This window comes from Bacillus aerolatus (assembly GCF_009183655.1).
Lineage (GTDB): Bacteria > Bacillota > Bacilli > Bacillales > Domibacillaceae > Pseudobacillus > Pseudobacillus aerolatus.
Window position 1 is genome coordinate 76,116 of sequence record NZ_WEIO01000010.1, and the last position, 26,400, is coordinate 102,515.

The following is a 26,400-nucleotide window of genomic DNA, read 5'->3' on the forward strand; positions in this document are numbered from 1 at the left end:
ACTGTGTTGGAAGGGAAAAAAAAGGTTGTAGTCATAGGTGGAGGGATTACGGGATTAACGGCGGCGTACTATTTGCAAAAAGCAGCAAAGAACGTCCAGCTCCCGTTAGCTGTGACATTAATTGAAGCAGCGCCCCGCCTTGGCGGCAAAATTCAAACAGTGAAAAAGGATGGCTTCGTCATTGAAAGAGGGCCGGATTCGTTTCTTGAACGAAAAGAAAGCGCCGCCCGTCTAGCGAGGGAAGTCGGACTTGGCGATCAACTGGTGAATAATGCAGCAGGGCAATCTTATGTGTTAGTGAACAACAAACTCCATCCGATGCCTAGTGGCTCTGTGATGGGCATTCCAACACGGATCACTCCCTTTATGACAACGACTCTTTTCTCCATCCAGGGAAAAGTGAGAGCAGGGGCAGACTTTTTGCTGCCTAAATCAGGATCAACAACCGACCAGTCACTCGGCGGCTTCTTTAGACGCCGTCTTGGTGATGAGGTCGTAGAAAACTTAATTGAACCGCTGTTGTCCGGCATTTATGCGGGAGACATCGATAAGCTCAGTTTAATGTCTACCTTTCCACAGTTCTATGAAGTGGAACAAAAATACCGCAGTTTAATATTTGGCATGAAAAAAACAACGCCCGCTTCGGCCGGCAAAGGCACGAAAAAGAAAGGTATTTTCCTGACGCTAAAAAACGGGCTGGAAGAGCTGGTAGAAGCCATTGAGTCAAAGCTCGAATCGGGTTCGGTTCTAAAAGGCACCCGCGTGGATTATATTGAAAAGCGGGAAGACGGCAAAATTATTCTTTCCCTGAACAGCGGCAAGCAAATGCTAGCGGATAGTGTGATTATTACGACTCCCCATTTCACATTGCCTGCGATGATGCCGCAATACCACTTCTTTAACGAATTGAAGGAGATGCCGGCTGCATCCGTTGCCACGGTGGCTATGGCTTTTCCGGAAGAAGCTATTTCACAGGACATAGATGGCACAGGCTTCGTCGTCTCAAGAAACAGTGATTTCACAATTACCGCATGTACGTGGACTCACAAGAAATGGCCGCACACGGTGCCAAAAGGTAAAGTGCTGTTACGTTGCTACGTCGGCCGTGCTGGTGATGAAGCAGTCGTTGATTTAGCAGATGCGGAAATAGAACGCATTGTACTGGACGATTTAAATAAAACGATGTCCATTACAGCAGAACCAGACTTTATGGTTGTCAGCCGCTGGAAAAAAGCGATGCCGCAATATACAATCGGCCATCAACAGCGTCTTAACGATATTGAAGAGCACTTGCAGCGTGAAATGCCGGGCCTTTTTATCGGCGGCAGTTCCTTTAAAGGACTCGGCCTGCCTGATTGTATTGATCAAGGAGAAGAAGTGGTACAGAAAGCATTGGCGTTTATACAGAAGAAGGGCTGAAAGAGCTGTTTCAAGTGCCTGGTTCCCCTATAGATTAAAATATAATACTTTTATACGATGGTAGAGGTGCCCGGCTATTGATGTCGGAGGCAGCCTCTTTTTTGTTGAAATATCAATATGAATGTTGAATAAGACTAATTTTAAAAATGAAGCTATTGCCATCCACGTTTATTTGTAGTATCTTATTAATACAAAATGACTAAATTGTTCATTCCGTCATAAAAAGGAGACGAAAGAGAGAATGGCAGTCGATCGTAAACAGCAAATTATTGAAGCGGCGACAAATTCCTTTTCACTTTTTGGCTACAAGGCAACAACGATGGATCAAGTAGCAAGGCTTGCGAATGTCGGCAAAGGCACTATCTATACGTTTTTTAAAAATAAAGAAGAATTATTTGATGAAATCATCCAGTCACTCATTGCTGAAATGAGAGAAGTGGCAGAAGAAGCAGTCGATCCGTCTTTATCTTTTTATGAAAATGCTCACAGAGCGCTTTTTCAAATTTTACAGTTTAGGAAAAGGCACCAGCTGACGATTAAGCTATTTCAAGAAGGAAAAGAAATGGGTACACCTGCTGTTATTGAAGTAATGACGATGATGGAAGATGCTATTCTTTCTTTTATTAAAGAGAAAATCTCGTTGGCTGTTGAAGTTGGTGAAATTAAACCATGCAATCCGGAAGTGACAGCTTTTGTTATGCTGAAGCTTTACATTTCACTTATTTTTGACTGGGAACAAAGAAAAGAGCCACTGAGCGAAGAGGAAATCTTGCGGCTGTTTGAACTCTATTTATTTGAAGGATTATCCATTTGAGGAAAATCCTTTTCTTTCGCAGCGGAATGACTAAATGAACAAAATGGTCATTAATATAAAGTGTAAGGGATGAAATGATGAAAAAATCTTTATTTATCGCGGAATTAAAAGACATCCTCAGCAATCGAATGCTGCTTATTTCGATTCTGGCTGTCTTATTTATTCCTCTTTTATATGCCGGAACGCTATTGTGGGCTTTTTGGGATCCATATTCGCAGTTAGAAGACTTGCCGGTCGCCGTTGTCAATAAAGACAGCGGTGCCGACTTTGAAGGCGAAAAATTAACTCTCGGCAAGGAACTGATAAAGGAAATTGATAAAAGTGATGATTTTGATTTTCGGCTCGTGTCAGAACACGAAGCAAAAAAAGGACTCGATAATCAAACATTTTATATGATGATTGAAATTCCCGCTAATTTCTCGAAAAATGCAACAACATTGCTGGAAGAGAAGCCGGAAAAGCTCGAATTGAAATATGTACCGAATGAAAGTTTCAATTTTCTATCAGCACAAATGGGAGAAACAGCTGTCAAAGAAATTCGGACGTCTGTTCAAAAAAGTGTGACGAAAACTTATTCGGAAACGATGTTTGAGAAAATCAAATTAATGGGTGAAGGTTTGTCATCGGCAAGCGACGGAGCAGGGGAGCTCGGTGAGGGAGCGGAAAAGCTTTCCGAAGGGGCCATTCAAATAAAAGAAAACTTGGCAGCCCTTGCTGACAACTCTATCCAATTTTCCGAAGGCATTTCGAAAGCGGGAAATGGATCGAAAGAACTGGCGAGCGGGGCTGCGAAGCTAAATTCAGGGCTTGCACAGCTTGAAGAAGGCCAGAATAAACTTGCGGCCGGCAGTGAAGAATTGCAAAATGGCGCAAACAACCTCGCCGTTGGTATTTCCAGCTTGCAAACAGGTCTTCATACAGTCGATGGAAAAATGGAAGAATTAAATTCCGGCACAGCAGAAATGAAAAAAGGAGTCGAGCAGTTTCAGGAAAAGCTGCCCGAACTCACGAAAGGCACAAAAGAGCTGGCATCGGGTGCCGAGCAGCTAAATAACGGGCTAGGACAATTTGAAGAACAGTTGATTGCTGAACTGAATGGGTCAATCAACCAGCAATTAGAACAATATATGCCATTATTGCAGCAAAAGCTGACACCGGTAGAAATTGCTGTACTAAAACAACAAGTGGCGCAGCAACAACAGCAAATGGCTGAAAAAATCAAAAGCAGTGTCGGTGAGCTGCAAACAGGAAGTGCTAAGCTTGCTTCCGGAGCAAAAGAAGTCAATGGAGCAATCAGCGGACAGCTCGCACCCAACATAAAGTCATTAAATGAAGGCCTCGGGAAAGTCCAAACGGGTCAGCAGCAGCTGAAGGCAGGTGTACACGAACTGGCCTTAGGGTCTGACCAACTAGCAGGTGGAGCCGGAAAATTACAAAGTGGGGAAAAAGAATTGACGGAGGGCATGAATCAGCTTAGTGAAAAACTTTCGGAAGCGAAAAATGGGTCAGCTGAACTCGCGGGAGGAGCTGAAACATTAAGCGGCGGACTAGGACAGTTAAACAGCGGGTCAGCCAAATTATCAGAAGGAGCCGGCAAACTTGCTGAAGGATCAGTGGATCTGGAAAACGGTTCAGCCCAGATGAAAGAAGGAACGAAAGAGCTTCATGAAAAATTGGAAGAAGCAGCTGAAAAAGCAAATGAGGTAAAAGGGAAAGAAGAAACGTATGATATGATGGCGGAGCCTGTAAAAGTGGACAAAGAAGTGAATCATCACGTGCCAAACTACGGAACAGGGATTGCCCCTTACTTCTTGTCTCTCGGTTTATTCGTCGGAGCGCTAATGTTGACTATTGTCTTTCAATTAAGAGAGCCAGCTAAGCGGCCGACGAACGGTTTTAGCTGGTTCCTCGGTAAATTCGGCGTGCTCTTTCTCGCCGGACTGGCGCAGTCGCTTCTCGTTTCAGCCATCTTGTTGTACGGCTTGAACATTGAAGTACAAAGTGTACCATTATTTATTTTAACAGCGGTTATTACGAGTCTGACCTTTATGGCGATTATTCAGATGCTAGTAACGATGTGGGGAAACCCGGGCCGTTTCATAGCCGTTTTGATTTTGATTCTTCAATTGACGGCAAGCGCGGGAACCTTCCCGCTGGAGTTAATTCCAAAAGCATTGCAGCCGTTTAACTCCATCTTGCCGATGGCCTACTCTGTCCGGGCATTTAAAGCAGTCATTTCAAGCGGCGACTTTGACTTTATGTGGGTAAACAATGGAGTTCTCGGTTTGTTTGCTGCAGGTTGTATCTTAATCACCATGTTGTTTTTTAAACGGCTGTTTAAACGGCAATATGGAATAGAAAAGCGCAAGGCGCCTGTTCAGACCCGACAAGCATAAGACGAGCTGGCGAAATGGATGCAGCCAGTTTGCCTTATGACCTCGAGGAGCTAGACAGCAAAAATAAGTATAAAAACTTATCTTTTCTTATTCATTGGCTGTTTTCTAAAAGACTGTTGTTTTTGTAGTATATTCTTATGAAAAAAGTGTAGCAAAAGGGTTGATTGGAGCGGAAGGTGCGAGACTCCTGCGGGATTAGCGGGACAGGTGAGACCCCGCAGGAGCAAAGTGACGGGGAGGCTCACCGCCCGCCCCGCGGAAAGCGAGCATCCTGGAGCGGAAATCAACCAACCCTTTTTTAATAGCAACAAAGTTTACGAAAACAGCCTATTCATTAAATAAAAGAAGAACCTGCTCAAGGCGAAGCTGGTTCTTCTTTTTTATATAAAATATGGAATTGGAAGATGAAGTTATGGCAGCGAATTAAAGATCTTTGATGTCTGTACACTCATCACAAGTGTGGTTGTAGCACTCATGCTGCTCTTCAATATAGGAACCGCATTTTGTGCATTGTTTAGCGGGCAAATTTTTGAAAAAATCAACGATGTTATTAATCATTTTCATTTCCCTCCTTGTTTTGTTATATAACTGATGTCTTGTTGTTACTTATTGTATTATAACAGTTTTTCCTCGTCAACTACTTTTTATTAATTTTTTTAAAAAATCTAAAAAATAGATAAGTTGAACTAAAGGAATTTCGGGAATACAATACGTATGGAGATAAAAAACAACGAAATGAAAGGAGCCACACCCATGAACGTTACCATTATTGGCTGCTGGGGCGGCTATCCGAAAGTTAATGAAGCGAGTTCTGGTTATTTATTCGAAGAAGGTGGATTTAAAATGCTCGTCGACTGCGGAAGTGGAGTGCTGTCGCGGCTGCAAAATCACATCCAGCCGGAACAGCTTGACGCTGTTTTGCTGTCCCACTACCATCCCGATCATGTAGCAGATATTGGCGTAATGCAGCACGCACTCTTAATTGGCAAACATTTAGGAAAAGAAACTTCCCCGCTGCCTATTTATGGCCACCAGGAAGATGAGAGCGGCTTTTCGACCCTTACATATAAGGATTTAACAGCAGGGAAAGCTTACACCCCAGATGAAAAGCTGTCAGTCGGACCGTTTACTGTTGAATTTTTGCGAACTGTTCATCCCGTGCCTTGTTATGCAATGAAAATTTCTAATCATAGGGCATCTGTCGTTTATACTGCCGATTCTGCTTATCAGGAAGCATTTATTCCTTTTGTAAAAGGAAGCAGCCTTCTTCTTTGTGAAAGTAACTTTTACAGCGGAATGGACGGGCAGGCAGCCGGTCATATGACAAGTACGGAAGCTGGCAGGCTCGCCCGCCTGGCGGAAGTGAATACGCTCGTTTTAACTCACCTTCCACATTTTGGTGATCTCAGCAAGCTTAAAAAAGAAGCTCAGGAAGAGTTTTATGGTACAGTATTACTAGCTCAACAAGATTTAGAAATAGGGTTATAACGGAGGTCCAGTTATGCTGTTTATAGACAACAAAGGAATGACTGATCCGCGGATAAACTTGGCAATTGAAGAATACGCGGTCAAATATTTGGACATTAACGAGTCATACTTGCTTTTTTATATTAATGAGCCGTCCATTATTATCGGGAAAAATCAAAATACAATTGAAGAAATTAATGTAGACTATGTGGAAGAAAACAATATACACGTCGTTCGGCGCTTATCGGGAGGCGGTGCGGTCTATCATGATTTAGGTAACTTAAATTTTAGCTTTATTACGAAAGATGACGGCGATAGCTTTCACAACTTTAAAAAGTTCACAGAGCCTGTTGTCACTGCTTTAAATAAGCTGGGCGTACAAGCAGAAATGAGCGGCAGGAATGATATTCACGCCAACGGATTTAAAATTTCCGGCAACGCTCAGTTTTCCACGAAGGGGCGGATGTTTAGCCACGGGACGCTCTTGTTCCAAACAAACATGGACGAAGTAGTGGCGGCCTTGAAAGTAAGAAAAGATAAAATTGAATCAAAAGGAATTAAATCTATCCGCAGCCGGGTAGCCAACATAGCCGATTTATTGAACACGCCGATGACGATTGAAGAATTCCGGCTGTTTTTATTGAATAATATTTTCGAAGGGGAAGAAGAGGTTCCGGAATACCACCTCGATGATAAAGACTGGCGAGCCATCGAACAAATTTCACAAGAACGGTATAAAAACTGGGATTGGAATTATGGAAAGTCGCCTGCCTTCAACATACAGCGTTCTCATCGTTTTTCGGTTGGTTTGATTGATGCCCGGCTTAATGTGAAAAATGGTTTGATTGAAAGCTGCAAAATATATGGTGATTTTTTTGGGGCAGGAGATGTACATGAGATCGAGAAGGCGCTCACAGGAGTGAGGCACGAAAAGAATGCCATCAAGCAAGCGCTCCATTCACTTGATGTGCCTCATTACTTCGGAAAAGTGAACGAGGAAGAAATTGCAGACTTACTATATTAATATGCCAAAACCTGACATTTGTTTCCTGTCAGGTTTTCCTATTTTTAGATTATTTTTACTTGCTCATAAGAAGAATTGATTGATTATTGCGGCAGCAAATCGAATTTTTAGAAGAACTTCCAAAAAACACGACGGGAAAAATATTAAGACGAGCTTTGAAAAAACAATTACTGCAAAACTAGCAATGAAGCCTTCACGGGATTTGAGTCAGCCGCTGCACCGACAGTGGCTGAATTTTTTTGTTCTAATCGGACAACTTATTTATTACATATAGTAAAGGATAGAGAAAGGAGTGAAGCACGTAGTGAAAAAGTGGGCTGTGTTTGCTTTGTTTGGCTATGGACTGTTCGCGCTGGCCATTTACTTTTACTTATATGGTATGACGGCAGGGGAGATCCCGGAGATTTATAAAGGGACAAGCGCCGATCCGGCTGTTTTTTTAAGTGAAAAAGAACTGATTTTAAGCGAAGAATATTCCACCATTAAAAATTTTTTGTTTTTTCTCAGTGTTCCATTTGAATGGCTCGTGTACTTTTTAATATTGGTGCTTGGTGTATCAACACAGTTTGAGAAATGGTCGAAGCAAACAGTGCGTTTTTCTTTCTTGCAAACCGCCATTTACTTATTCTATTTATCGATCCTTACATTTCTGCTCGCATTTCCTCTCCAATACATCGGCTTCCATTTCTCAAAAGCTTATCATATCTCCGCCCAAACGTTTTCGCAGTGGATGAAAAACGAACTCATCGATTTTTGGATCAGTTACGCCATTATGTCCGTTCTCATTTTTACGCTGTACGGACTAATGAAAAGGTTCAAGAAAAAATGGTGGCTGGCCGCATGGGCACTGTTTGTGCCGTTCACTGTTTTTATGATGTATTTGCAGCCTGTTATTATCGACCCGTTGTACAATGACTTTTATCCGTTGAAAAATAAACAGCTGGAAACAAAAATCTTGGATCTCGCCGATAAAGCAGCTATACCCGCCGATCATGTGTACGAAGTGGACATGTCAAAAGAAACGAATGCTCTTAATGCATACGTCACCGGAATAGGGAGCAATGCCCGCATTGTTTTATGGGATACAACGCTGAATAAATTGAATGACCAAGAAATATTATTTGTTATGGCCCACGAAATGGCCCATTACGTCAAAAAGCATATTTATGTTGGTATTGGCAGCTATTTAGTTCTCGCCTTTTTTGGATTTTGGCTTGCAGCTAAATGGATGGAGAAGTTGATCAGTAAATATGGGGAGAAGGTACAGATAAATGAATTGTCCCAATTAAGAACGCTGCCTTTATTTTTACTCGTCGTTTCCATGCTCGCATTTGCAGCCAGCCCATTTTCCAATGCTGTTTCCAGATTTGAAGAGAAGCAGGCGGATGAGTACGCGATCGAAATGACGGAAAATAAAGAAGCGGCTGTCAGCGCTTTTCAAAAGCTGGCTAAGGAAGGACTGTCGGAAGTCAGCCCGCCATGGCTCGTGAAAATATTCCGCTACAGTCATCCGGCAATGGCCGAAAGAATTTACATGTTGGAAACGTATCCGCTGTCAAGCGAAAAGGAAAAGGAAAAGGAAAAGGAGGAGTAGGAGGTACAAACGCTCAAAAAAAGCCGGAACTGACCCGCAAGTATATGGCGCCTCTTTTAAAGAGGTGCCATATACTTGCTTTTTTAAGTCAGCCTCCGTCCAGTGCCTCATAGGCATAAGGGGAGTTTAGTATAGAGGAGCAGCATCGTTAGAGAAGGAATGTTTAAGCCTTGAACTTGTTCTCTAATTCGTTCAATTGAGCTGATAATTCAATAAAAGATTCGCGATTGCCTTCATCAAGCGACTGATCGATCGCATCCATTAATTTTTGTTTCTCTTGTTTAAATAAAATTTCATTAAGCAGACTATCAATGTAGACGGCTGTTGCATTTCTCGCTTTTTCACGTGGCATCGGGGACTTCATCATTTCGGCAAAATAATTATTGTTCTCCATTTTTCATCACCTCAGATACCTTTTTCTTATTATATGTGATACCCCGAAAGTAATCAACAAAAACTTTAAAATTTTCAGAAAATTTATTTTTTGTTAAATAGGAATCCGTTCATATAAATAATACTTCATTAGCTCTTACATCAAGATTATACCGTTCAGTTATGGTAAAATGAAAAAAATCGAGTGCCTGTAGACATGAGAGGAAGACGACATGGATGTGATCAGCTTGAAAGAATGGTTTACGCTTGAAAGTATAATGGAGTTAATCGAAAAATATGAATCATTCGGGCCTATTCCCGGATTTTTTTTGCCGCTGCTTGAAGCGTTTTTGCCTTTTTTGCCGCTGTTTGTGTTTGTACTCGCAAACGCCAGCGCATTTGGATTATGGTTTGGGTTTTTGCTGTCGTGGGCAGGAGCGGTCACCGGTGCCTTTCTAGTGTTTTTGCTCATTAGAAACTATGGGCAGCACCGAATACTGTCCTTTTTGCATAGGCACCGCCAAGTGAGAAAATTAATGAATTGGGTCGACCGCCATGGTTTCGGTCCAGTGTTTTTGCTTTTATGTTTTCCGTTTACGCCGTCGGCCATTGTTAATATTGTCGCCGGTTTATCTAATATTAGTATTAAGCAATATTTATTAGCGGTAATGGCGGGGAAGGCTGTGATGATTTTCACCGTCAGCTTTATTGGCTATGACGTGGCCTCATTAATAAAAGAACCAATGCGTACGGCAATTCTGGGCGGCGTTATTTTTATCTTGTGGATCGTCGGAAAGCAGATTGAAGCGCGCCTTGATAAAAATAGGGAAAGAGAAAGAGGATGAGAGAGGCGGCAAAACAGCCGGCTCTTTTTTGTTGTTTAGCGTACTATAAAATAATTGCATGGTGGATAAATTTGCCGTCGGGGCTGGTCAAGGCGCTTGCGCATTCGAAGGTGACAGAACGTATGATCTGTATTATAGTGAAAAGATGCAATAAACAGCTGCAGGCAGAATGTGCAAGATTTACTGGAGGGAAGAGGATGTCTGTCCAATTTATTATCGGCCGGTCAGGAACCGGCAAAACGAGACGAATGATTGAATCAATAAAAAACAAAGTGAAAAAGGCCCCGATCGGTGATCCCATTATTTATCTTGTGCCCGAACAAATGACCTTTTTGTCCGAGCAATCCTTGTCATCTGACCCGGAGCTTGGCGGAATGATCCGTGCTCAAGTATATAGCTTTACGCGGCTTGCCTGGCGTGTGCTTCAGGAAACAGGCGGCATGAGCCGACAGCATATTTCTTCCATCGGCTTGAATATGCTCATTCGAAAAATTATTGAAGATAAAAAAGATGAGTTGAAAATATTTGCCGGTGCAGCGGACAAAAACGGCTTTATCAGCCACGTGGAAGGTATGCTGACAGAGTTTAAACGGTATTGTATCACACCGGAAGAACTGACGGAAAAGCAAGAGGCGCTTGAGCAGAGTGGAGGATCGAAAGCGCTAAAAGATAAGCTTCACGACCTGCAGACGATTTACAGCGACTTTGAAGAAGCGCTGATTGGCAAATATGTTGATTCCGAGGATTATTTGCGGCTGCTGGCGGAAGCGGCAGTTTCTTCTGATTATATAAAGCGGGCTGAAGTGTTTATTGATGGCTTTCATAGCTTCACTCCGCAAGAATATACAGTCCTTCAGCAGCTGATGAAAGAGGCAAAGCACGTAACAATCGCGTTAACAACAGATCGGTCATTCCGTTCGGCGCCGCCTGAAAACACGCACTTGTTTCGCATGACGGGCGAAACATATTCAACCGTTTATGAATTGGCTAAAGACAGTGGCGTGGCCGTCGAAGAAGACGTGATTTTAACTACGCCAGAACGGTATACAGCAGCCGGTTTGACTCATTTGGAGGCGTACTTTGACCACCGTCCGCCAACCGCTTTTGAATCGCCTGAGAACCTTTGTCTTATGCAAACAGCGAGCAGAAGAACAGAAATTGAAGGAGTGGCAAGAGAGATTAGGAGGCTGGCCCGCGAGGAAGGATTCCGCTTTAAGCAAATGGCAGTGCTCGTCAGGAATGGAAGTGACTACCGGCAATTGATTGAAACGGTTTTTCATGATTACGAGATTCCTTTTTTCATTGACCAGAAGCGGCCGATGCTGAATCATCCATTGATCGAACTTATTCGCTCCACTTTAGAGATCATCAACAGCAACTGGCGGTATGAATCGGTCTTCCGCGCAGTGAAAACGGATTTGCTTTTCCCGATGGATGAAAATTGGCAAACACTTCGTGAGAAAATGGACCGGCTTGAAAATTATGTGCTTGCCTACGGGATAAAAGGCGACCGCTGGACGGAAAAAGAAAAGTGGAGCTACCGACGCTACCGGGGGCTTGACCATGTAAACAAAGTGCAAACAGACGAGGAGCGCGAGACGGAAGAAGAGTTGAACGAAGTGAGAGAATGTATTTCTGCACCTGTGTCCCGGTTTGCACGCAGGCTGAAAAAAGCGGAAACGAGCAAAGAATATTGCGAAGCGCTTTATTTATATTTGGAAGAGCTTCACATTCCCGAAAAGCTGGAAACATTCAGCCTGGAAGCAGAAGAAAGAGAAGATCTTGTGGCGGCAAGAGAACATAACCAGGCATGGAACGCGGTCATTGAACTGCTCGATCAATATGTGGAAGTGCTTGGAGATGAAGCAATGACGCTCAAAAAGTTTGCTTCGGTTATCGAGGCTGGGCTGGAAGCGATGAAGTTTGCTATTGTGCCTCCGGCTGTTGACCAAGTGACAGTGGCTAATCTTGAGCTTTCCCGTCTCAGCGAGGTAGAGGCCGTTTTTATGATCGGTGTAAACGACGGCGTGCTGCCGGCAAGAAGCATAGAAGAAGGCATTTTAGCGGACGAGGATAGGGAAAAGCTGCTGGCAGGCGGCATGAAGCTCGCGCTCAGCAGCAAGCAAAAGATGCTTGATGAAGAATTTACAGCGTACCGGGCGTTCACAGTTTCATCGAACCGGCTGTATGTCTCTTATCCAATAGCCGACGATGAAGGCAAATCATTGTTGCCTTCTTTATATATTAAAAGAATAAAGGAACTGTTTCCGGCGACGGAGGAGAAGCTGCTCGGCAATGAACCGTCTGAACTTGACGAAACAGCGCAGTTGCAATACGTGTGCCACCCTAACCCAACCCTATCTTATTTAACTTCCCAGCTGCAGTTGAAAAGGCTGCATTATCCAATGTACGATTTTTGGTGGGATGTGTACAACTTTTACATGGAGCATCCGCAGCAAAAAGAAAAAGCGTCACGTGTGTTATCCAGTTTATTTTATAAAAATGAGGCGGCCAAGCTTGATGAAACTGTCAGCACCGAGTTATACGGGGAAGAGATGCTGGCGAGCGTTACGCGGATGGAGATGTTCAACAGCTGTCCATTTTCACACTTTGCTAAACACGGGCTGAAGCTGCAGGAGCGCGATGTTTTCCGTCTGCAGGCGCCGGATATCGGCAATTTATTTCACGGTGCTTTAAAATGGATTGCTGATGAAGTAGAAAGGCGCGGCTTAAAGTGGGCACAGCTGTCCAAGCAGCAATGCCAGCAGCTGGCTGCAGAAGCGGTTCAACAGCTGGCGCCGCGGCTGCAAAACCAGATTTTATTAAGCTCCAACCGCCACCTCTATCTCAGCAGAAAGTTAGAGCAGATTATTTGGCGGGCATCGTATGCGCTGAGCGGCCAGGCGAAAGCGAGCGGCTTTTCACCTGTCGGCATTGAACTCGGCTTCGGACCGGGAGAAGAGCTGCCGCCGTTGTCGTTCACGTTAAAAAATGGCACAAAAATGGCACTTGCCGGCCGGATTGATCGAGTGGATCAGGCGGCAGGCGAGGAAGGCGTATATTTGCGGGTCATTGATTATAAATCGAGCGGACGCGATTTGGATTTAACAGAAGTGTATTACGGGCTTGCTTTGCAAATGCTCACTTATTTAGACATTATTTTAACGTATTCCCCGCAGCTCATCGGAACAGAAGCGCACCCTGCAGGAGTGCTGTATTTTCATGTGCACAATCCGCTCATTAGCGGCAAAAAATTGATGACGCTTGAAGAAATCGAAGAGGAAATGTTTAAGAGCTTTAAAATGAAAGGGCTCATTCTTGGTGAAGATGAAGCTCTTCAGTTAATGGATGCTAACTTAGCGTCAGGCTCGTCCAATATTATTCCGGCTTCGTTTACAAAGAACGGGAAATTAGCCAAAGCATCGCAAACAGCCGCTAGACAAACATTTAGCGGTATGAGACACCATATTCGCCAGCTGTACCAACAGTCAGGAGACGAAATTGTCGGCGGAAAAGTGGATATTACGCCGTATCAATACAAAAAGAAGACCCCGTGTGAATTTTGTCCTTACCGTTCTGTTTGTCAGTTTGATGAATCACTTGAAGAAAATGGCTACCGGCTTATCGTGCCGAAAAAAGATGTATTTGAGAAAATGGCAGAGGAGGCGCAAAAGAATGAGTAATTTGATCATTCCCGGTAAACCGGAAGGCGCATCGTGGACGGATGACCAGTGGAAAGCCATTGCGGCGAAAGGAAGGGATATTCTCGTCGCTGCCGCCGCTGGCTCCGGAAAAACCGCCGTTCTTGTTGAACGGATTATCCGTAAAGTAATAAATAAAGAAGTGCCCGTGAATATTGACGAGCTGCTCGTTGTGACTTTTACGAATGCAGCAGCTGCTGAAATGCGCCAGCGCATCGGCACAGCACTCGAAAAAGAAATGGAAAAGGATCCGGCATCGAATCATTTGCGCCGGCAGCTGACGCTGTTAAATAAAGCGTCCATTTCGACGCTTCATTCTTTTTGTCTGGAAGTCATTCGTAAATACTACTACTTAATCGATATCGATCCCGCTTTCAGAATCGCTGACGAGGGAGAGTTGATGCTGCTCCGGGATGAAGTGCTCGACGACTTTTTGGAAGACGAATACGGCGCGGAAGGCAATGAAGAGTTTTACCGGCTCGTTGATACGTTTTCCAATGACCGCAGCGATGAAGAGCTGCAAACGATTATCCATACGTTGTATGATTTTGCCCAGTCGCATCCGCGCCCGGACGAGTGGCTCAGCGGGCTCTGGCAGCTATATGACGTGTCAGGCGGCGTGGAGGCAATTGACAGCCTGCCCTTTATTGATACGTTAAAGTTTTATATCGATCTCCAGCTAGAAGCAGCTGAAGCGATGTTAACGGAATGCGTCGACATGGTAAACATGCCCGGCGGACCGGTCCCGCGGGAAGCGATGTTCAACAATGAATTGCAAATGATCCGCCGGCTGCGTGCTGCCGTTCCTTCGTGGCAAAAGTTGTATGAAGAAATGCAGGCGATAGACTTTCCTACCTTGAAAAGCTGCAAAGGGGAAGAATACGACCCTGAACTGACGGAACAGTCGAAAGAACTGCGGACTGAAGCGAAAGAGATCGTCAAAAAACTTCAGGAAGAATACTTTTCCCATAAGCCGGAAAGTTATTTGAACAACATGGGGGAAATGAAGGAAACGATTGCTGCGCTCGCCCGCCTCGTGCAGCGGTTTGCTGACAGATTCCAGGCGGTGAAACGAGAAAAAGGACTCGTCGATTTCAGTGATTTGGAGCACTTTACGCTTGAGATTTTAACCGGAGAGGAAAACGGCCTTTCGGAAGCGGCGCTCGCTTATCAGCAACGGTTTAAAGAAATCTTTCTCGATGAATACCAGGACTTTAATATCGTCCAGGAATCGATTGTCCGCCTGTTAAAGACAGGTGAAGAAGAAAACGGCAATTTGTTCATGGTCGGCGACGTGAAGCAAAGTATCTATCGATTTCGCCTAGCGGAACCGAATTTATTTTTAAGCAAATATAGACGTTTTACAACGGACGGTGAAAACAGCGGCTTGCGAATTGATTTGGCGCAAAATTTCCGCAGCCGCGCCGAAGTACTGGCGGGAACGAACTTTTTGTTTAAGCAAGTTATGGATGTGAAAATCGGTGAAATTGAATATGATCAGCAAGCGGAACTCGTTAAAGGCGCTTCTTATCCGGAGCAGGTACCATTTCCGGTTGAAGTGGCCATTATCGATCAGGGGGCGAAGTCTGATTCAGATGATCTTGATATAAAAGACGCGGAACAATCTGAACTTGAAGCGAGGTGGATGGCGGAAAAGGTTAGAGAACTTATCGACTCAAGGCATCCCGTCTATGATCCAAAAACAAAAGCGGAGCGGCCGGTGCAATACCGCGATATCGTTATTCTTTTACGCTCCATGCCGTGGGCGGGTGTGATCAAGGAAGAGTTCAAACGCGCCGGTATTCCGCTTCATGCGAAAGTTTCCAACGGATACTTTCAAGCAATGGAAGTCGCTGTTATGATTTCGCTGTTAAAAGTGATTGACAATCCGTATCAAGATATTCCACTTGCTTCGGTTTTGCGTTCTCCAATTGTCCGCTGCACCGAAAATGAACTCTCCGTCATCCGGCTCGCATCAAAATCAGCTTCTTATTATGAAGCGGTACAGTCCTTCGTTTCCACGCGTCCCGAACCTCGCCATGAGCAGCTGCACGAGAAAGTCAGCAAGTTTCTGGAGAAATTATCCAGCTGGCGCGCTCTTGGCCGTCACGGCGCTTTGTCGGCACTCGTCTGGCAGCTGTACCGCGACACACACTTTTACGACTTTGTCGGCGGCATGCCAGGCGGGAAACAGCGGCAGGCCAATTTGCGCGCTTTGTACGACCGGGCGCGTCAATACGAAGAAACCTCTTTTCGGGGACTGTTCCGTTTTCTGCGCTTCGTGGAGCGGATGCAGGAGCGCGGAGATGATTTAGGAGAAGCCGGTGCGTTGAGCGAACAAGAAGACGTCGTCCGTCTCATGACGATTCACGCTTCGAAAGGGCTGGAATTCCCGGTTGTATTCGTTGCCGGTTTGAACAGGCAATTTAACATGATGGACTTGCATAAAAACTATTTGCTCGATAAAGAATTTGGCATTGGTGCGAAATATGTGCATGCAGAAAAACGAATCAGCTATCCTTCGCTGCCGCAGCTGGCATTGAAGAGGAAAAAGCGGCTTGAGCTTCTTGCTGAAGAAATGCGTGTGCTGTACGTGGCGTTAACGAGAGCAAAAGAAAAGCTGTTTTTGCTTGGAACCGTGAAAGATGCAGAAAAAACAGCTGCCAAATGGAAAAAATCAGAGAGAAATCCGGAATGGCTCTTGGGCAATGCGGAAAGGGCATCAGCTAAATCTTATTTGGACTGGGCAGGCCCCGCACTTGCCCGTCATCTTGATTATGACATAACTGGCCGCAGCCATTCAGCTGTTCCGGCCGCACTGGCGGAACATCCGTCAAAGTGGAGCATACAAACAGTCAGCGCAGAGTCGCTTCAGCAGAAAGAACTCGAACAGACAGAGGAAAGCGGCGGCTTGCTGGAAAAAGTGCAGTCATTTGAACGTGTTTCTATTTCCTCCCCATTTAAAGCTGAAATTGAAGAGCGGATGAGCTGGATATACAAACATGAGCCGGCAACTCATCTGCGCTCGAAGCAGTCTGTCTCTGATTTAAAGCGGATGAATGACATTTTTAATGAGGGCGCAGGAACGGATCTTTCCCGCCAGTATCAGCGGCCTATTTTTAGCCGTCCGTCCTTTATGCAGAAAAAAGCACTCTCGCCGGCGGAAGCAGGAACGGCGCTTCATACGGTTATGCAGCACGTATCACTTAAGAAAGAGCCTGCAGCCGGAGAAGTTGAAAGACTGTTGAACGATTTAATTGCCCGCGAACTGTTAACAGCCGATCAGGCGGCGTCAGTCGATCCTAAAAAGATTGCCGCTTTTTTCCAGACAGATATCGGTCAGGTACTGTTGCAGGCAGACCACGTCTATAGGGAAACACCTTTTAACATGGGAGTAAAAGCGAGCGAGCTTCACCCCGAGTGGGAAGGACCGGAAGAAACGGTTCTCGTACAGGGAGTGATTGACTGTCTCATCGAAAAAGACGGAAAGCTGTACTTACTTGATTATAAAACAGATAAAATAGCCGGACGTTTTCCGGGAGGATTTGAGCAGGGCAAGCCGGTTCTTGAAGGCCGCTATCGTGTACAAATAAACTTGTATGCGCGGGCGATTGAACAAATTTGGAAGCGGAAAGTCGATAAGAAGTTTCTCTTCTTTTTTGACGGAGCTCATTTGCTGCAAATAAATGATTGACTGTAAAATGGACGCCTCGGCTGGAGCCTTTGTTTCTGCTGTGGGCGTCTATTTTTTAGCAGAAATCATAACTTCTCCGTTTTCTTTTTAATGATGTTATGATGGAAAAAGAAATGGAGAAAGAGAGGGAGGAAGAAGAGTGTGCAATTAACACCCGTCAAAGAGGAGCAGCGCATCGTGACGCTGGACAGTTTGCGCAGTTTGGCGCTTTTAGGTATTTTTTTAGTTAATATGATTTCTTTCCATTCGCCTTATTTATACTACAACCCGTATGAATGGTGGAAAGGGGCAGAAGATGCTTGGCATTACCAGTGGATCGATATTTTCGTACAGGGAAGTTTTTATCCGCTGTTTGCCATGATGTTTGGCTTTGGCGCTGCGATGCAAATGGAGAATGCCGCCAAAAGAGGCCAGTCATTTACAGCGGCCGGCATTCGCCGCTTTACTTTTTTGTTGCTGATTGGCCTCATTCATGCTTTTTTTATCTGGTCCGGGGATATTTTAATTAATTATGCAATTCTTGGATTTTTATTGTTGCTGTTTTTGCGGCTTTCTGGAAAAATGTTAATTATCATCGGCAGTTTATTATTGTTTTTACCGAACGCCTTTCTCGGCACCCTGCTCGTGCTGATGGCTGCCGTTGATCCGACGAGTGCCGAGCAGTGGACAGATATTGTCGGCATTGAGAGCTCCATTGCCGCCTACAGCAGCGGCACGTTTGCAGAAATAACAGAACAGCGGACGGCCGACTGGCTGGTGGCAAATGGGCCCGCAACACTTTGGGTGCAGCTGATTGCTATTTTTCCGCATTTGCTTATCGGGGCAGGGGCGCAGAAATTGCAAGTATTCACTAGATGGCACAAACGGCCTGTCATCGCTTTTATCACGTTTGTGAGTTTCTTCGTAACAGGGATCATTTTGAAAGGACTGCCGTACATCATTGCTTCGAATCTTGCCTACGTATATATCCAGGATTCTATCGGCGGACCGCTTCTCGCTGTCAGCTACGCAGCGTTAGTGATCGGGATTGGCTCCATGAAAAATATAGGAAAGCTGCTGAAGCCTTTCGCAGCGGCAGGTCGAATGTCATTGACAAACTATTTGCTGCAGTCGGTGATTGGTACGCTCATTTTTTACCATTACGGATTCGGCTTGTATGGACAAGTACAGTTGTCCACCGGTGTCTGGATCGTTTTGGCCGTCTTTGCCGGACAAGTGATCCTTTCCGAACTTTGGTTGTCCAAGTTTAAGAGGGGACCGATGGAACACTTGTGGCGTAAAGCCACTTACGGATTTCAACAAGTAAGAAAAACAGAGAGTGAATAAAAGGGGGACGAAACGGTGAAATTTATTAGCTATCGTGCAAATGGAGAAGAAACATACGGGGTATATTTGGAAGAAGAAAAAACGGTCTGGAATCTGCAGACGCTTGAAGCAAGTGTATCGGGTGAAAGAACTCTCCCTGATACGCTGCTTGAAGCGATAGCAGCTGGTGAAGAATTAGTAATCTGCGCCCAAAAGTGGCTGCGGACAGCTGAAGAAAAAGAGAAGAAAGAAGCGGCTGTTTCTGCAGAAGAAGTCGAGTGGCTCGCTCCGATTCCGCGCCCTTCTAAAAACATTATGTGCATCGGGAAAAATTACCGTGACCATGCGATTGAAATGGGCGGCGAAGAAAGCATCCCGTCTAACTTGATGGTTTTCACGAAAGCGCCGACTGCTGTAATTGCAGCGAACGAATTGATTCCAGCTTACACGGAATTGACGGAAGCGCTTGATTATGAAGGAGAGCTTGCAGTAATCATCGGCAGACGTGGAAAGGGTATCTCAAAAGAAGCAGCACTTGATTATATTTTCGGCTACACGATTATTAATGATGTGACAGCGCGCGACATTCAAAAGCGCCATAAGCAGTTTTTCCTCGGCAAAAGCTTGGACGGCACTTGTCCGATGGGCCCGTGGATCGTTTCGAAAGATGAGGTGCAAGATCCTCATCAATTAAATATTGAAACGAAAGTAAATGGGGATATCCGCCAGCAGTCCAATACAGCGCACTTTATTTTTCCGATTGATGACATTATTGCCACGCTTTCTAAAGGAATGACGCTTGAACCTGGTGATATCATCGCGACAGGTACACCGGCCGGAGTAGGTCAAGGAATGAATCCGCCGGGCTTGCTGAAGTCAGGGGATGTTGTCGAAATTAAAATTGAACAAATTGGTACATTAACAAATAAGGTCCAATAATGCCCGTCACATCATTTCCTTCTCTTTTGGCAAAATGATACTATATAGAAGGAAAGAAGAAAGGAGGAGGGAATGACGTGGAAAGTTTATTTTTTAACAGTACCCATCTACATATCACGACTTGGGTCATTGCGGTTGTTTTATTTTTTATCGCTCTTGGCAAATATTCAACGGGTGCTCACATGGCATTAAGGCTATTTTACGTACTCGTATTAGCAACTGGTTTATTGCTCTTTATTAAACACCATTCAATCAATGATATGCTGTACGGCATGAAAATGCTCGCTGGCTTCTTAACGATCGGGTTAATGGAAATGGTGCTCGTGCGCAAGAAAAAAGGAAAAGAGACGAGCAAAGTGCTGATCGGCACGATTGTGCTGCTGATCGTGACGCTATACTTAGGCTTTAAACTGCCGGTGGGCTTAAATTTCTTTGCCTGAATAGAAATATGAATGAAGCAGTCCCTAAGTGCCTGGTTCCTCTGCACGCTGATATATAGTTTTTTATACTATGTGTTGGCAGAGGTGTCCGGCACTTTTCTATTCTATCGTCTAGGAAATGATAAGTTTGCAGAGGGATAACTTTGAGAGTTTTGGATCGGCGTCCAGTTCCATTGCCTAGCCCCTCGTCTTGTGCTTGTCGGAGCTAATCAAGGCGCTTTTGTTCTCATTTCTTGTAGATTTGTTGAACTTTCCTTTTTGTGTTTGACGGCACGCATGGAAAAGCTTAATCTTAAAAGCGGTACGATCATTTATTTGTGGGGGGAAGCGGAAGTGAAAAGAAGGCTATGCTCGCTTATCTTATTGCCGTTTCTTCTTTTATACGCCTTTCCTGTCGGCGCTGTAGAAAAAGAAGAACAAACGTGGCAAGATGAAACGATGTATTATTTAATGACAGATCGTTTTAATAATGGGACTAATAAAAATGATAAAGAAATAAATAACAATGATCCGCTAGCTTATCAAGGCGGCGACTTTTCAGGCGCAGCCGCTAAACTGGATTACATACAGGAGATGGGATTCACTTCCATCATTATCAGTCCAGTTTTTGAAAATGCCAAAGGTGGTTATCATGGCTACTGGATAACTAATTTTTATAAACCAAACGAGCAGTTCGGCACGATGAAGGAATTGAATCACCTCGTAAAAGAAGCACATGACCGCGACATGAAAGTGCTTGTTGATTTCCCAGTTACACAAGTTAGCCCGTCCCACCCGTGGGCGAAAGATTCGGCGAAAGCGGACTGGTTTAAAAAGAAAAATGCACAGCCAGAGGAAAAGTGGCTCGGAACAATGGCTGCGCTTAATCTCGAGAATGAAGAAGTAAAGAAGGAACTGATCAAAGCAGGCAAGTGGTGGATCGAGAAAGCGGACGTGGATGGCTACTACTTAAGTGATGCAGCAAATGCCCCTTTATCTTTCTGGCAAGACTTTTCAAAACAAGTAAAGCAGCAAAAAAGCTCCTTCTTTTTACTCGGTGAAAGCAACGAAAACATAGACATTAAGCGCTTTGAAGCGTCTGGCTTGGATAGCATGATGAACACTGAACTTTCTGCTTCACTTCGGGAGCAGTTTAAAAATGTGAAACAGCCTTCTGAAGGAACTGTGTCACTTTTGAAAGAAACGCCGTACAGAGAAGCTTTTTTATCAGCAAACTTTTTAGACTCCAACAAAACAGATCGCTTTACGAAAGAAATGGTAGAAGAAAACGTTTTTCCGGGCACGCGCTGGATGCTCGCATTAACTTACCTATATACCGTACCGGGACTGCCGGTCGTTTATTATGGATCAGAAGTGGCTCTTAATGGGGAAGAAGGAGTGGACAGCCACCGCCTGCTCAGCTTCAAGGAAGATCAGGAATTGATTGATTACATGAAGAAAATCGGCGAATTGCGCCAGCAGCTGCCGGCTTTAACCCGCGGCTCTTATGAACCGATTTATGATAAAGACGGCATGACTGTCTTTAAGCGTGAATATAAAGACGAAACGATCGTGGTAGCTGTGAATAATTCAGATAAAGCGCAAAAAGTGAGTATTCCAGCTGCTGAGCTTGACCGCAACAAAGAATTGCGCGGCTTGCTCGCCGGTGACATGGTCCGGCCGGAAGAAGACCGGTTCACGCTTATCCTTGACAGGGAAGAATCAGAAATATATGCATTGGCCGAAAAAACCGGCATTAATAAGATGTTTATCGCAGCGCTTGCTGCTGTGTATGTCGTTTTTATGATTTTTCTTTATCTCGTTTGGAAACGGGGAAGAGCGGCGCGCCGTAATAACTAAGAAAAAACCTTTGAAGTCTGGACTTCAAAGGTTTTTTCGGGTTGCTGTTATCAAAAAGTTGCCTTAGCCGTTCACAATCGTTCCACCGTTCACGTGGATCATTTGACCGGAAATGTAGCTGGAGTCGCTGCTTGCCAAAAAGACGTAGGCAGGCGCTAATTCAACAGGCTGGCCCGCACGGCCAAATGGCGTATCGGCACCAAACTTCGCTACTTTTTCCGCGGTAAAAGTGGAAGGAATGAGCGGTGTCCAAATCGGACCGGGAGCAACGCCATTGACGCGGATGCCGTCTTTGGCAAGAGACATCGCAAGCGACCGCGTAAACGAAACGATCGCTCCTTTTGTTGACGAATAATCAATGAGCGTTGGATTTCCTTGATAAGCAGTGATTGAAGCGGTATTAATAATGCTCGCGCCTTTTTTCAAATGAGGAAGAACGGCTTTTGTCATATAAATATAGCCGAAAATGTTCGTGCGAAATGTTTTTTCGAGCTGCTCGGCTGTGATATCCAATAGGCTGTTCTGCGGATGCTGCTCGCCGGCGTTATTGACAAGAATATCGATTTGGCCGAATTCACCGAGTGTTTTTTGTACGGCTTCTTTACAAAAATCTTCCGACCCGATGTCGCCGGCAATCAGCAGGCATTGTCTGCCTTCCTGTTCGATCAGCTTCTTCGTTTCTTCGGCATCTTCATGCTCGTTTAAATAAATGATGGCGACATCTGCGCCTTCACGAGCATAATAAACAGCCGCAGCTCGTCCAATGCCGCTGTCAGCCCCTGTAAATAAGGCTTTTTTGCCTTCCAACTTGCCGCTTCCTTTATAATCGCTATCAATGTGATCAGGCTTCGGATCCATTAACTCAGTTTTTCCGGGCTGGACGTCCTGATGCTGTTTTGGAAACGTTTGTTTTTGTTCTTGCTGGCTCATCTAATCACTCCTGATACAGATTTTTTCATCCGTTTATGTTTACCCGGAGTGTACGTATTTAACCACTTATTTTACAGAAAAACCGGATGGAGCCGCTCCATCCGGTAAAAGTGGGATCAGCGGAAATTAACAAATTGCACATCCACTGGTAAATCGGCTTCACGGACAGCTGCCATGATTTTCTGCAAATCGTCTTTGTTTTTGCCCGTCACCCGCAGTTGATCTTCTTGAATTTGAGATTTTACTTTTAATCCGCTTTCTTTAATGAGTGAATTGATTTTCTTTGCTGTATCTTTGTCGATGCCTTGCACCATTTTTGCACGTTGGCGGACAGTGCCGCCTGAAGCGCCTTCCATTTTTCCGTAGTCGAGATTTTTCACTGGTACTGAACGTTTAATTAACTTGCCAAGCAGCACGTCTTTCAATTGCCCGAGTTTAAATTCATCATCGGAAAGAAGGACAAGCTCTTCATTATCAAGTGAAATTTCACTTTTGCTTCCTTTAAAGTCGTAGCGCGTCTGAACTTCTTTCATTGCTTGGGTAATCGCGTTCGTCACTTCTGAAAAATCTACTTTTGAAACGATATCAAATGAATTTTCTTTTGCCATTTTTTATTCCGCCTTTCCAGTGAAGGTAATTTTTTATGAAGTGCTCAATCGGACAGTTGTGTTTCATTTAAGAAAAACAGCGCCACCGTTCCCGGACCTGCATGAGAAGCGATTGTCGAGCCGATAATATGGGTATAAATCTCCTGAGAGTGAAAGCGTTCGGCAATCATCTTTTTCAACAGTTCGGCCGACTCGGAGTCATCTCCGTGGCTGATGGCCACCCGCTGTACGTTAAGGTGTTTCCCGCGTTCCTCCATAATATCGAGCATACGGTTTAATGCTTTTTTGCGTCCGCGTACTTTTTCGAGAGGAACAAGCCTGCCTTCTTCGACGTGTAAGATCGGTTTAATGTTTAACAGCCCGCCAATCCAGGCAGCGCTGTTTGACAGCCGGCCGCCTTTTGCAAGATGGCCAAGATCTTCTACGGTGAAAATATGCTCCATATGTTGACAATGGAATTGAATATCCGCTACAATGTCTTTTTTCAGCCATCCTTTTTGAAGACATTCGGCGGCGCTCATAACGATTAAACCATAACCTAAAGAAGCAGCTTTCGTATCGATGATGGTTAAATCGAGAGTAGGATGCGTTTCTTTTACTTGATCGCGCACCATCACAGCGGTTTGATATGTACCGGAGAGGGCAGAGGAAAAAGCGGGATAAATGCCAGGTTCGCCGCTTTCCGCTAGTTCAGTAAATAGTTTTTCGAGCAAAAGCGGGGAAGCCTGGGACGTTTTTGGCATCCCGCCTTGACGAATGGCTTCGTAGACTTTTTTGGGGTTGATGCCTTTCATATCTTCAAAGTCCTCGCCGTTCAAATGCACATGGAGCGGGATTAACGTGATTTGGCAGCTATCAAAGAAATCGAGCGGCAAATCACAAGCTGAATCAGCAAATAATTTCATTTGTTGAAAACCCCCTTTACCTTTCATCATTGTAAAGGCTTCTTAAGAAAATAACAATTAAATTTGGACCTGGCTGCCTGTCAGCCAGACAAAGGAGGAGAAGTGTTGGTAAAAGAGTCTGTTTGGAGTTTAACGAAAAAAGTAATCATTGTCATCATCGGCGCTTTTTTGAATGCGGTGGCGATGAACTTTTTCTTAATTCCCGCAAATGTGTATGCGAGCGGGTTTCAAGGTGTAGCCCAGCTGCTTTCAAATATATTCACATCGTTTACACCTGTAAATGTATCGACCGGGATTTTATTGCTCTTATTAAATATTCCTGTAGCGATTCTCGGATGGCTGAAAGTAGGCAAATCTTTTACAATTTTTAGTTTTTTATCGGTGTTACTCACTACCTTCTTCCTCGAACTCATTCCTGTGAAAGCTTTATCAGAAGATATTATTTTGAACGCGGTCTTCGGCGGCGTCATCAGTGCAGTCGGCGTCGGTTTAACGTTAAAGTGGGGGGCTTCGACAGGCGGTCTTGATGTTATCGCGATGATTCTTTCAAGAATGAAAGACCGTCCGATCGGCAACTATTTCTTAGTGATGAACGGTGTCATCATTTTGCTTGCCGGTCTCATTTTCGGCTGGGAAAAAGCGTTATATACGCTTGTAGCATTATATGCAACTACGCGCGTCGTTGATGCGATCCATACTCGTCATGCGAAGCTGACCGCCATGATCATTACCGACAAGTCGGAAGAGCTGAAAAAAGCGATTCATGCTAAACTCGTGCGCGGCATTACCGTGCTGCCGGCAAAAGGGGCCTTTTCCGGGCAGCAGCGCGAAATGCTCATGATTGTCATTACCCGATATGAACTGTATGACCTCGAACGGATCATAAAAGAAGTAGACCCGAATGCGTTTACGAACATTGTAGAAACAGCAGGCATCTTCGGTTTCTTCAGAAAAGAATAGGTAAGAACTAAAGTGCAAGCGCCTTGATCAGCTCCGACAAGCAAATGTTCTTTCACCAAAAAAGTCCGCCTTTTGACTTTATTGGTGAAAGGTTATTTGACCTCGAGGGGCTAGGTGCTGAATCAGGGTGCAGGTCTGCTCCATTAGGAAAATGCGATTCTTTTATAGCTTCTTAAACAATAAAAGAACAGGCCCGTACGCCACGAAAAGCTACGCAGAGCCGGTTCTTTTTAATTAATGGTTTTTTCAAGATTAATGTTCAATTTCGACTCTAAAAAGAGGGCGACTCCGTCTTCTTCGTTTGTTAATGTCACTTCGTTCGCGATATTTTTCAATTCATCAATGCCGTTGCCCATCGCCACGCCTATGCCAGCATATTCGATCATTTCCAAATCGTTGTCCTCATCGCCGAATGCGATAATCCGCTCTTTTGGAATATTTAAATCAGCCGCAGCCCGTTGAATGCCAACCGCTTTGCTTAAGCCTAATTTAACAAGTTCAATCACATGCCACGGTGCGGCCCAGCGTCTATGATGGATCACTTCTGCATGAACCTGGCTTAAATGATCGCGAATCAGCGGTGCCGTTTCTTCTGTTGCATGAATGAGCATACAAGTTGGGTCATGAGCAAGCATCTGGCGCAGGTCACCAGTTGTTACAGCCGGCTCCCCCATGCTGAATAAATTAATCAGCCGCTCATCATGGTAATGAAAGTATACCTCGTCTTGTACTTCTGCGACAATATTATGAAAGTTAAACTCATGACATGCTTCCACAATTTCCACAGCTGTTTTTATATCCATCGGTTCATGATACAGGCCCCAGCTATTGTTCCGCGGGTGGTGAACAAACGCGCCGTTAAAATTTACAATCGGTGTTACTAATTCAAGTTCGCGGTAATACAGCTCACTCGAACGGAAAGGCCGTCCAGTGGCAATCATTACTTCATGCCCTTGTTCCATTGCTTTTTGCAAAACCTTTTTCGTGCGAGGAGAAATCTTCTTATCATCCGTAAGCAGCGTTCCATCAAGATCAACTACAATTAAATGTTTTTCAGCCATTGACTGCAGACACTCCTTTTCATAGTTTCCTACTATAAGTGTACGCTTAATTAAATACATATGTCCAATGCAGTATGGATATTTACA

General features: G+C 44.6%; 20 protein-coding genes. 14 read left to right on the top strand and 6 right to left on the bottom strand.

From position 1 onward, the window contains the following. The first annotated feature begins 3 nt into the window (after positions 1-3). From hemY to F9802_RS15465, 3 genes are all read left to right on the top strand, one after another. Entirely contained in the window at positions 4-1,419 is a 1,416-nt protein-coding gene (hemY, locus tag F9802_RS15455; RefSeq protein WP_152153570.1) for a protoporphyrinogen oxidase, read from the top strand. Between the two features lie 241 nt (positions 1,420-1,660). Beyond that, positions 1,661-2,233 (top strand): TetR/AcrR family transcriptional regulator, encoded by a 573-nt coding sequence (locus F9802_RS15460; RefSeq protein ID WP_152153572.1) that lies wholly within the window; start codon positions 1,661-1,663, stop codon positions 2,231-2,233. 74 nt (positions 2,234-2,307) lie between these two features. Beyond that, positions 2,308-4,629: a YhgE/Pip domain-containing protein gene (locus F9802_RS15465; RefSeq protein WP_152153574.1), complete on the top strand. Its 2,322-nt coding sequence runs from the start codon at positions 2,308-2,310 to the stop codon at positions 4,627-4,629. 423 nt (positions 4,630-5,052) lie between these two features. Here the strand turns inward: F9802_RS15465 and yhfH are convergent, their stop codons facing one another. Beyond that, positions 5,053-5,187 (bottom strand): protein YhfH, encoded by a 135-nt coding sequence (gene yhfH, locus F9802_RS15470; RefSeq protein WP_152153576.1) that lies wholly within the window; start codon positions 5,185-5,187, stop codon positions 5,053-5,055. A gap of 195 nt (positions 5,188-5,382) precedes the next feature. On the opposite strand from yhfH, the gene F9802_RS15475 reads away from it, so the two are divergent. The 3 genes from F9802_RS15475 (at position 5,383) to F9802_RS15485 (ending at position 8,714) form a co-directional block, all read left to right on the top strand. Further along, positions 5,383-6,117: an MBL fold metallo-hydrolase gene (locus F9802_RS15475; protein ID WP_152153578.1), complete on the top strand. Its 735-nt coding sequence runs from the start codon at positions 5,383-5,385 to the stop codon at positions 6,115-6,117. Positions 6,118-6,130: 13 nt separating this feature from the next. Then, on the top strand, positions 6,131-7,120 hold the full coding sequence (locus F9802_RS15480; RefSeq protein WP_152153580.1) for a lipoate--protein ligase: 990 nt from the start codon (positions 6,131-6,133) through the stop codon (positions 7,118-7,120). Between the two features lie 304 nt (positions 7,121-7,424). Continuing rightward, entirely contained in the window at positions 7,425-8,714 is a 1,290-nt protein-coding gene (locus F9802_RS15485) for a M48 family metallopeptidase (RefSeq protein ID WP_191992011.1), read from the top strand. A gap of 163 nt (positions 8,715-8,877) precedes the next feature. Here the strand turns inward: F9802_RS15485 and F9802_RS15490 are convergent, their stop codons facing one another. Further along, positions 8,878-9,108 (bottom strand): IDEAL domain-containing protein, encoded by a 231-nt coding sequence (locus F9802_RS15490; protein ID WP_152153582.1) that lies wholly within the window; start codon positions 9,106-9,108, stop codon positions 8,878-8,880. 211 nt (positions 9,109-9,319) lie between these two features. On the opposite strand from F9802_RS15490, the gene F9802_RS15495 reads away from it, so the two are divergent. From F9802_RS15495 to F9802_RS15525, 7 genes are all read left to right on the top strand, one after another. Further along, on the top strand, positions 9,320-9,931 hold the full coding sequence (locus tag F9802_RS15495; RefSeq protein ID WP_152153584.1) for a TVP38/TMEM64 family protein: 612 nt from the start codon (positions 9,320-9,322) through the stop codon (positions 9,929-9,931). 197 nt (positions 9,932-10,128) lie between these two features. Next, positions 10,129-13,614: a helicase-exonuclease AddAB subunit AddB gene (addB, locus tag F9802_RS15500; protein ID WP_152153586.1), complete on the top strand. Its 3,486-nt coding sequence runs from the start codon at positions 10,129-10,131 to the stop codon at positions 13,612-13,614. After that, positions 13,607-17,326: a helicase-exonuclease AddAB subunit AddA gene (gene addA, locus F9802_RS15505; RefSeq protein ID WP_152153588.1), complete on the top strand. Its 3,720-nt coding sequence runs from the start codon at positions 13,607-13,609 to the stop codon at positions 17,324-17,326. Before addB ends, addA begins: the two co-directional genes overlap by 8 nt. A 141-nt stretch (positions 17,327-17,467) precedes the next feature. Further along, positions 17,468-18,652, top strand: a complete 1,185-nt coding sequence (locus F9802_RS15510) for a DUF418 domain-containing protein (RefSeq protein ID WP_225435372.1) — start codon at positions 17,468-17,470, stop codon at positions 18,650-18,652. Between the two features lie 15 nt (positions 18,653-18,667). Then, complete coding sequence (locus F9802_RS15515; RefSeq protein ID WP_152153590.1) at positions 18,668-19,570, top strand: fumarylacetoacetate hydrolase family protein; 903 nt, start codon at positions 18,668-18,670, stop codon at positions 19,568-19,570. A 77-nt stretch (positions 19,571-19,647) separates the two neighbouring features. After that, on the top strand, positions 19,648-20,010 hold the full coding sequence (locus tag F9802_RS15520) for a YisL family protein (protein WP_152153592.1): 363 nt from the start codon (positions 19,648-19,650) through the stop codon (positions 20,008-20,010). Positions 20,011-20,343: 333 nt separating this feature from the next. Beyond that, the gene (locus F9802_RS15525) at positions 20,344-21,849 is read left to right on the top strand and encodes an alpha-amylase family glycosyl hydrolase (protein WP_152153595.1); all 1,506 of its coding nucleotides are present in this window, start codon (positions 20,344-20,346) and stop codon (positions 21,847-21,849) included. 63 nt (positions 21,850-21,912) lie between these two features. On the opposite strand, the gene F9802_RS15530 is transcribed toward F9802_RS15525, so the two are convergent. From F9802_RS15530 to F9802_RS15540, 3 genes are all read right to left on the bottom strand, one after another. After that, positions 21,913-22,779 (bottom strand): SDR family oxidoreductase, encoded by an 867-nt coding sequence (locus F9802_RS15530; protein WP_152153597.1) that lies wholly within the window; start codon positions 22,777-22,779, stop codon positions 21,913-21,915. A 116-nt stretch (positions 22,780-22,895) separates the two neighbouring features. Next, on the bottom strand, positions 22,896-23,387 hold the full coding sequence (locus F9802_RS15535) for a YajQ family cyclic di-GMP-binding protein (protein ID WP_152153599.1): 492 nt from the start codon (positions 23,385-23,387) through the stop codon (positions 22,896-22,898). A gap of 44 nt (positions 23,388-23,431) precedes the next feature. Next, complete coding sequence (locus F9802_RS15540; protein ID WP_152153601.1) at positions 23,432-24,292, bottom strand: DegV family protein; 861 nt, start codon at positions 24,290-24,292, stop codon at positions 23,432-23,434. A gap of 105 nt (positions 24,293-24,397) precedes the next feature. On the opposite strand from F9802_RS15540, the gene F9802_RS15545 reads away from it, so the two are divergent. Continuing rightward, complete coding sequence (locus tag F9802_RS15545) at positions 24,398-25,252, top strand: YitT family protein (protein ID WP_225435373.1); 855 nt, start codon at positions 24,398-24,400, stop codon at positions 25,250-25,252. Between the two features lie 230 nt (positions 25,253-25,482). On the opposite strand, the gene F9802_RS15550 is transcribed toward F9802_RS15545, so the two are convergent. Continuing rightward, positions 25,483-26,313, bottom strand: a complete 831-nt coding sequence (locus tag F9802_RS15550; RefSeq protein WP_152153602.1) for a Cof-type HAD-IIB family hydrolase — start codon at positions 26,311-26,313, stop codon at positions 25,483-25,485. Positions 26,314-26,400 lie beyond the last annotated feature (87 nt).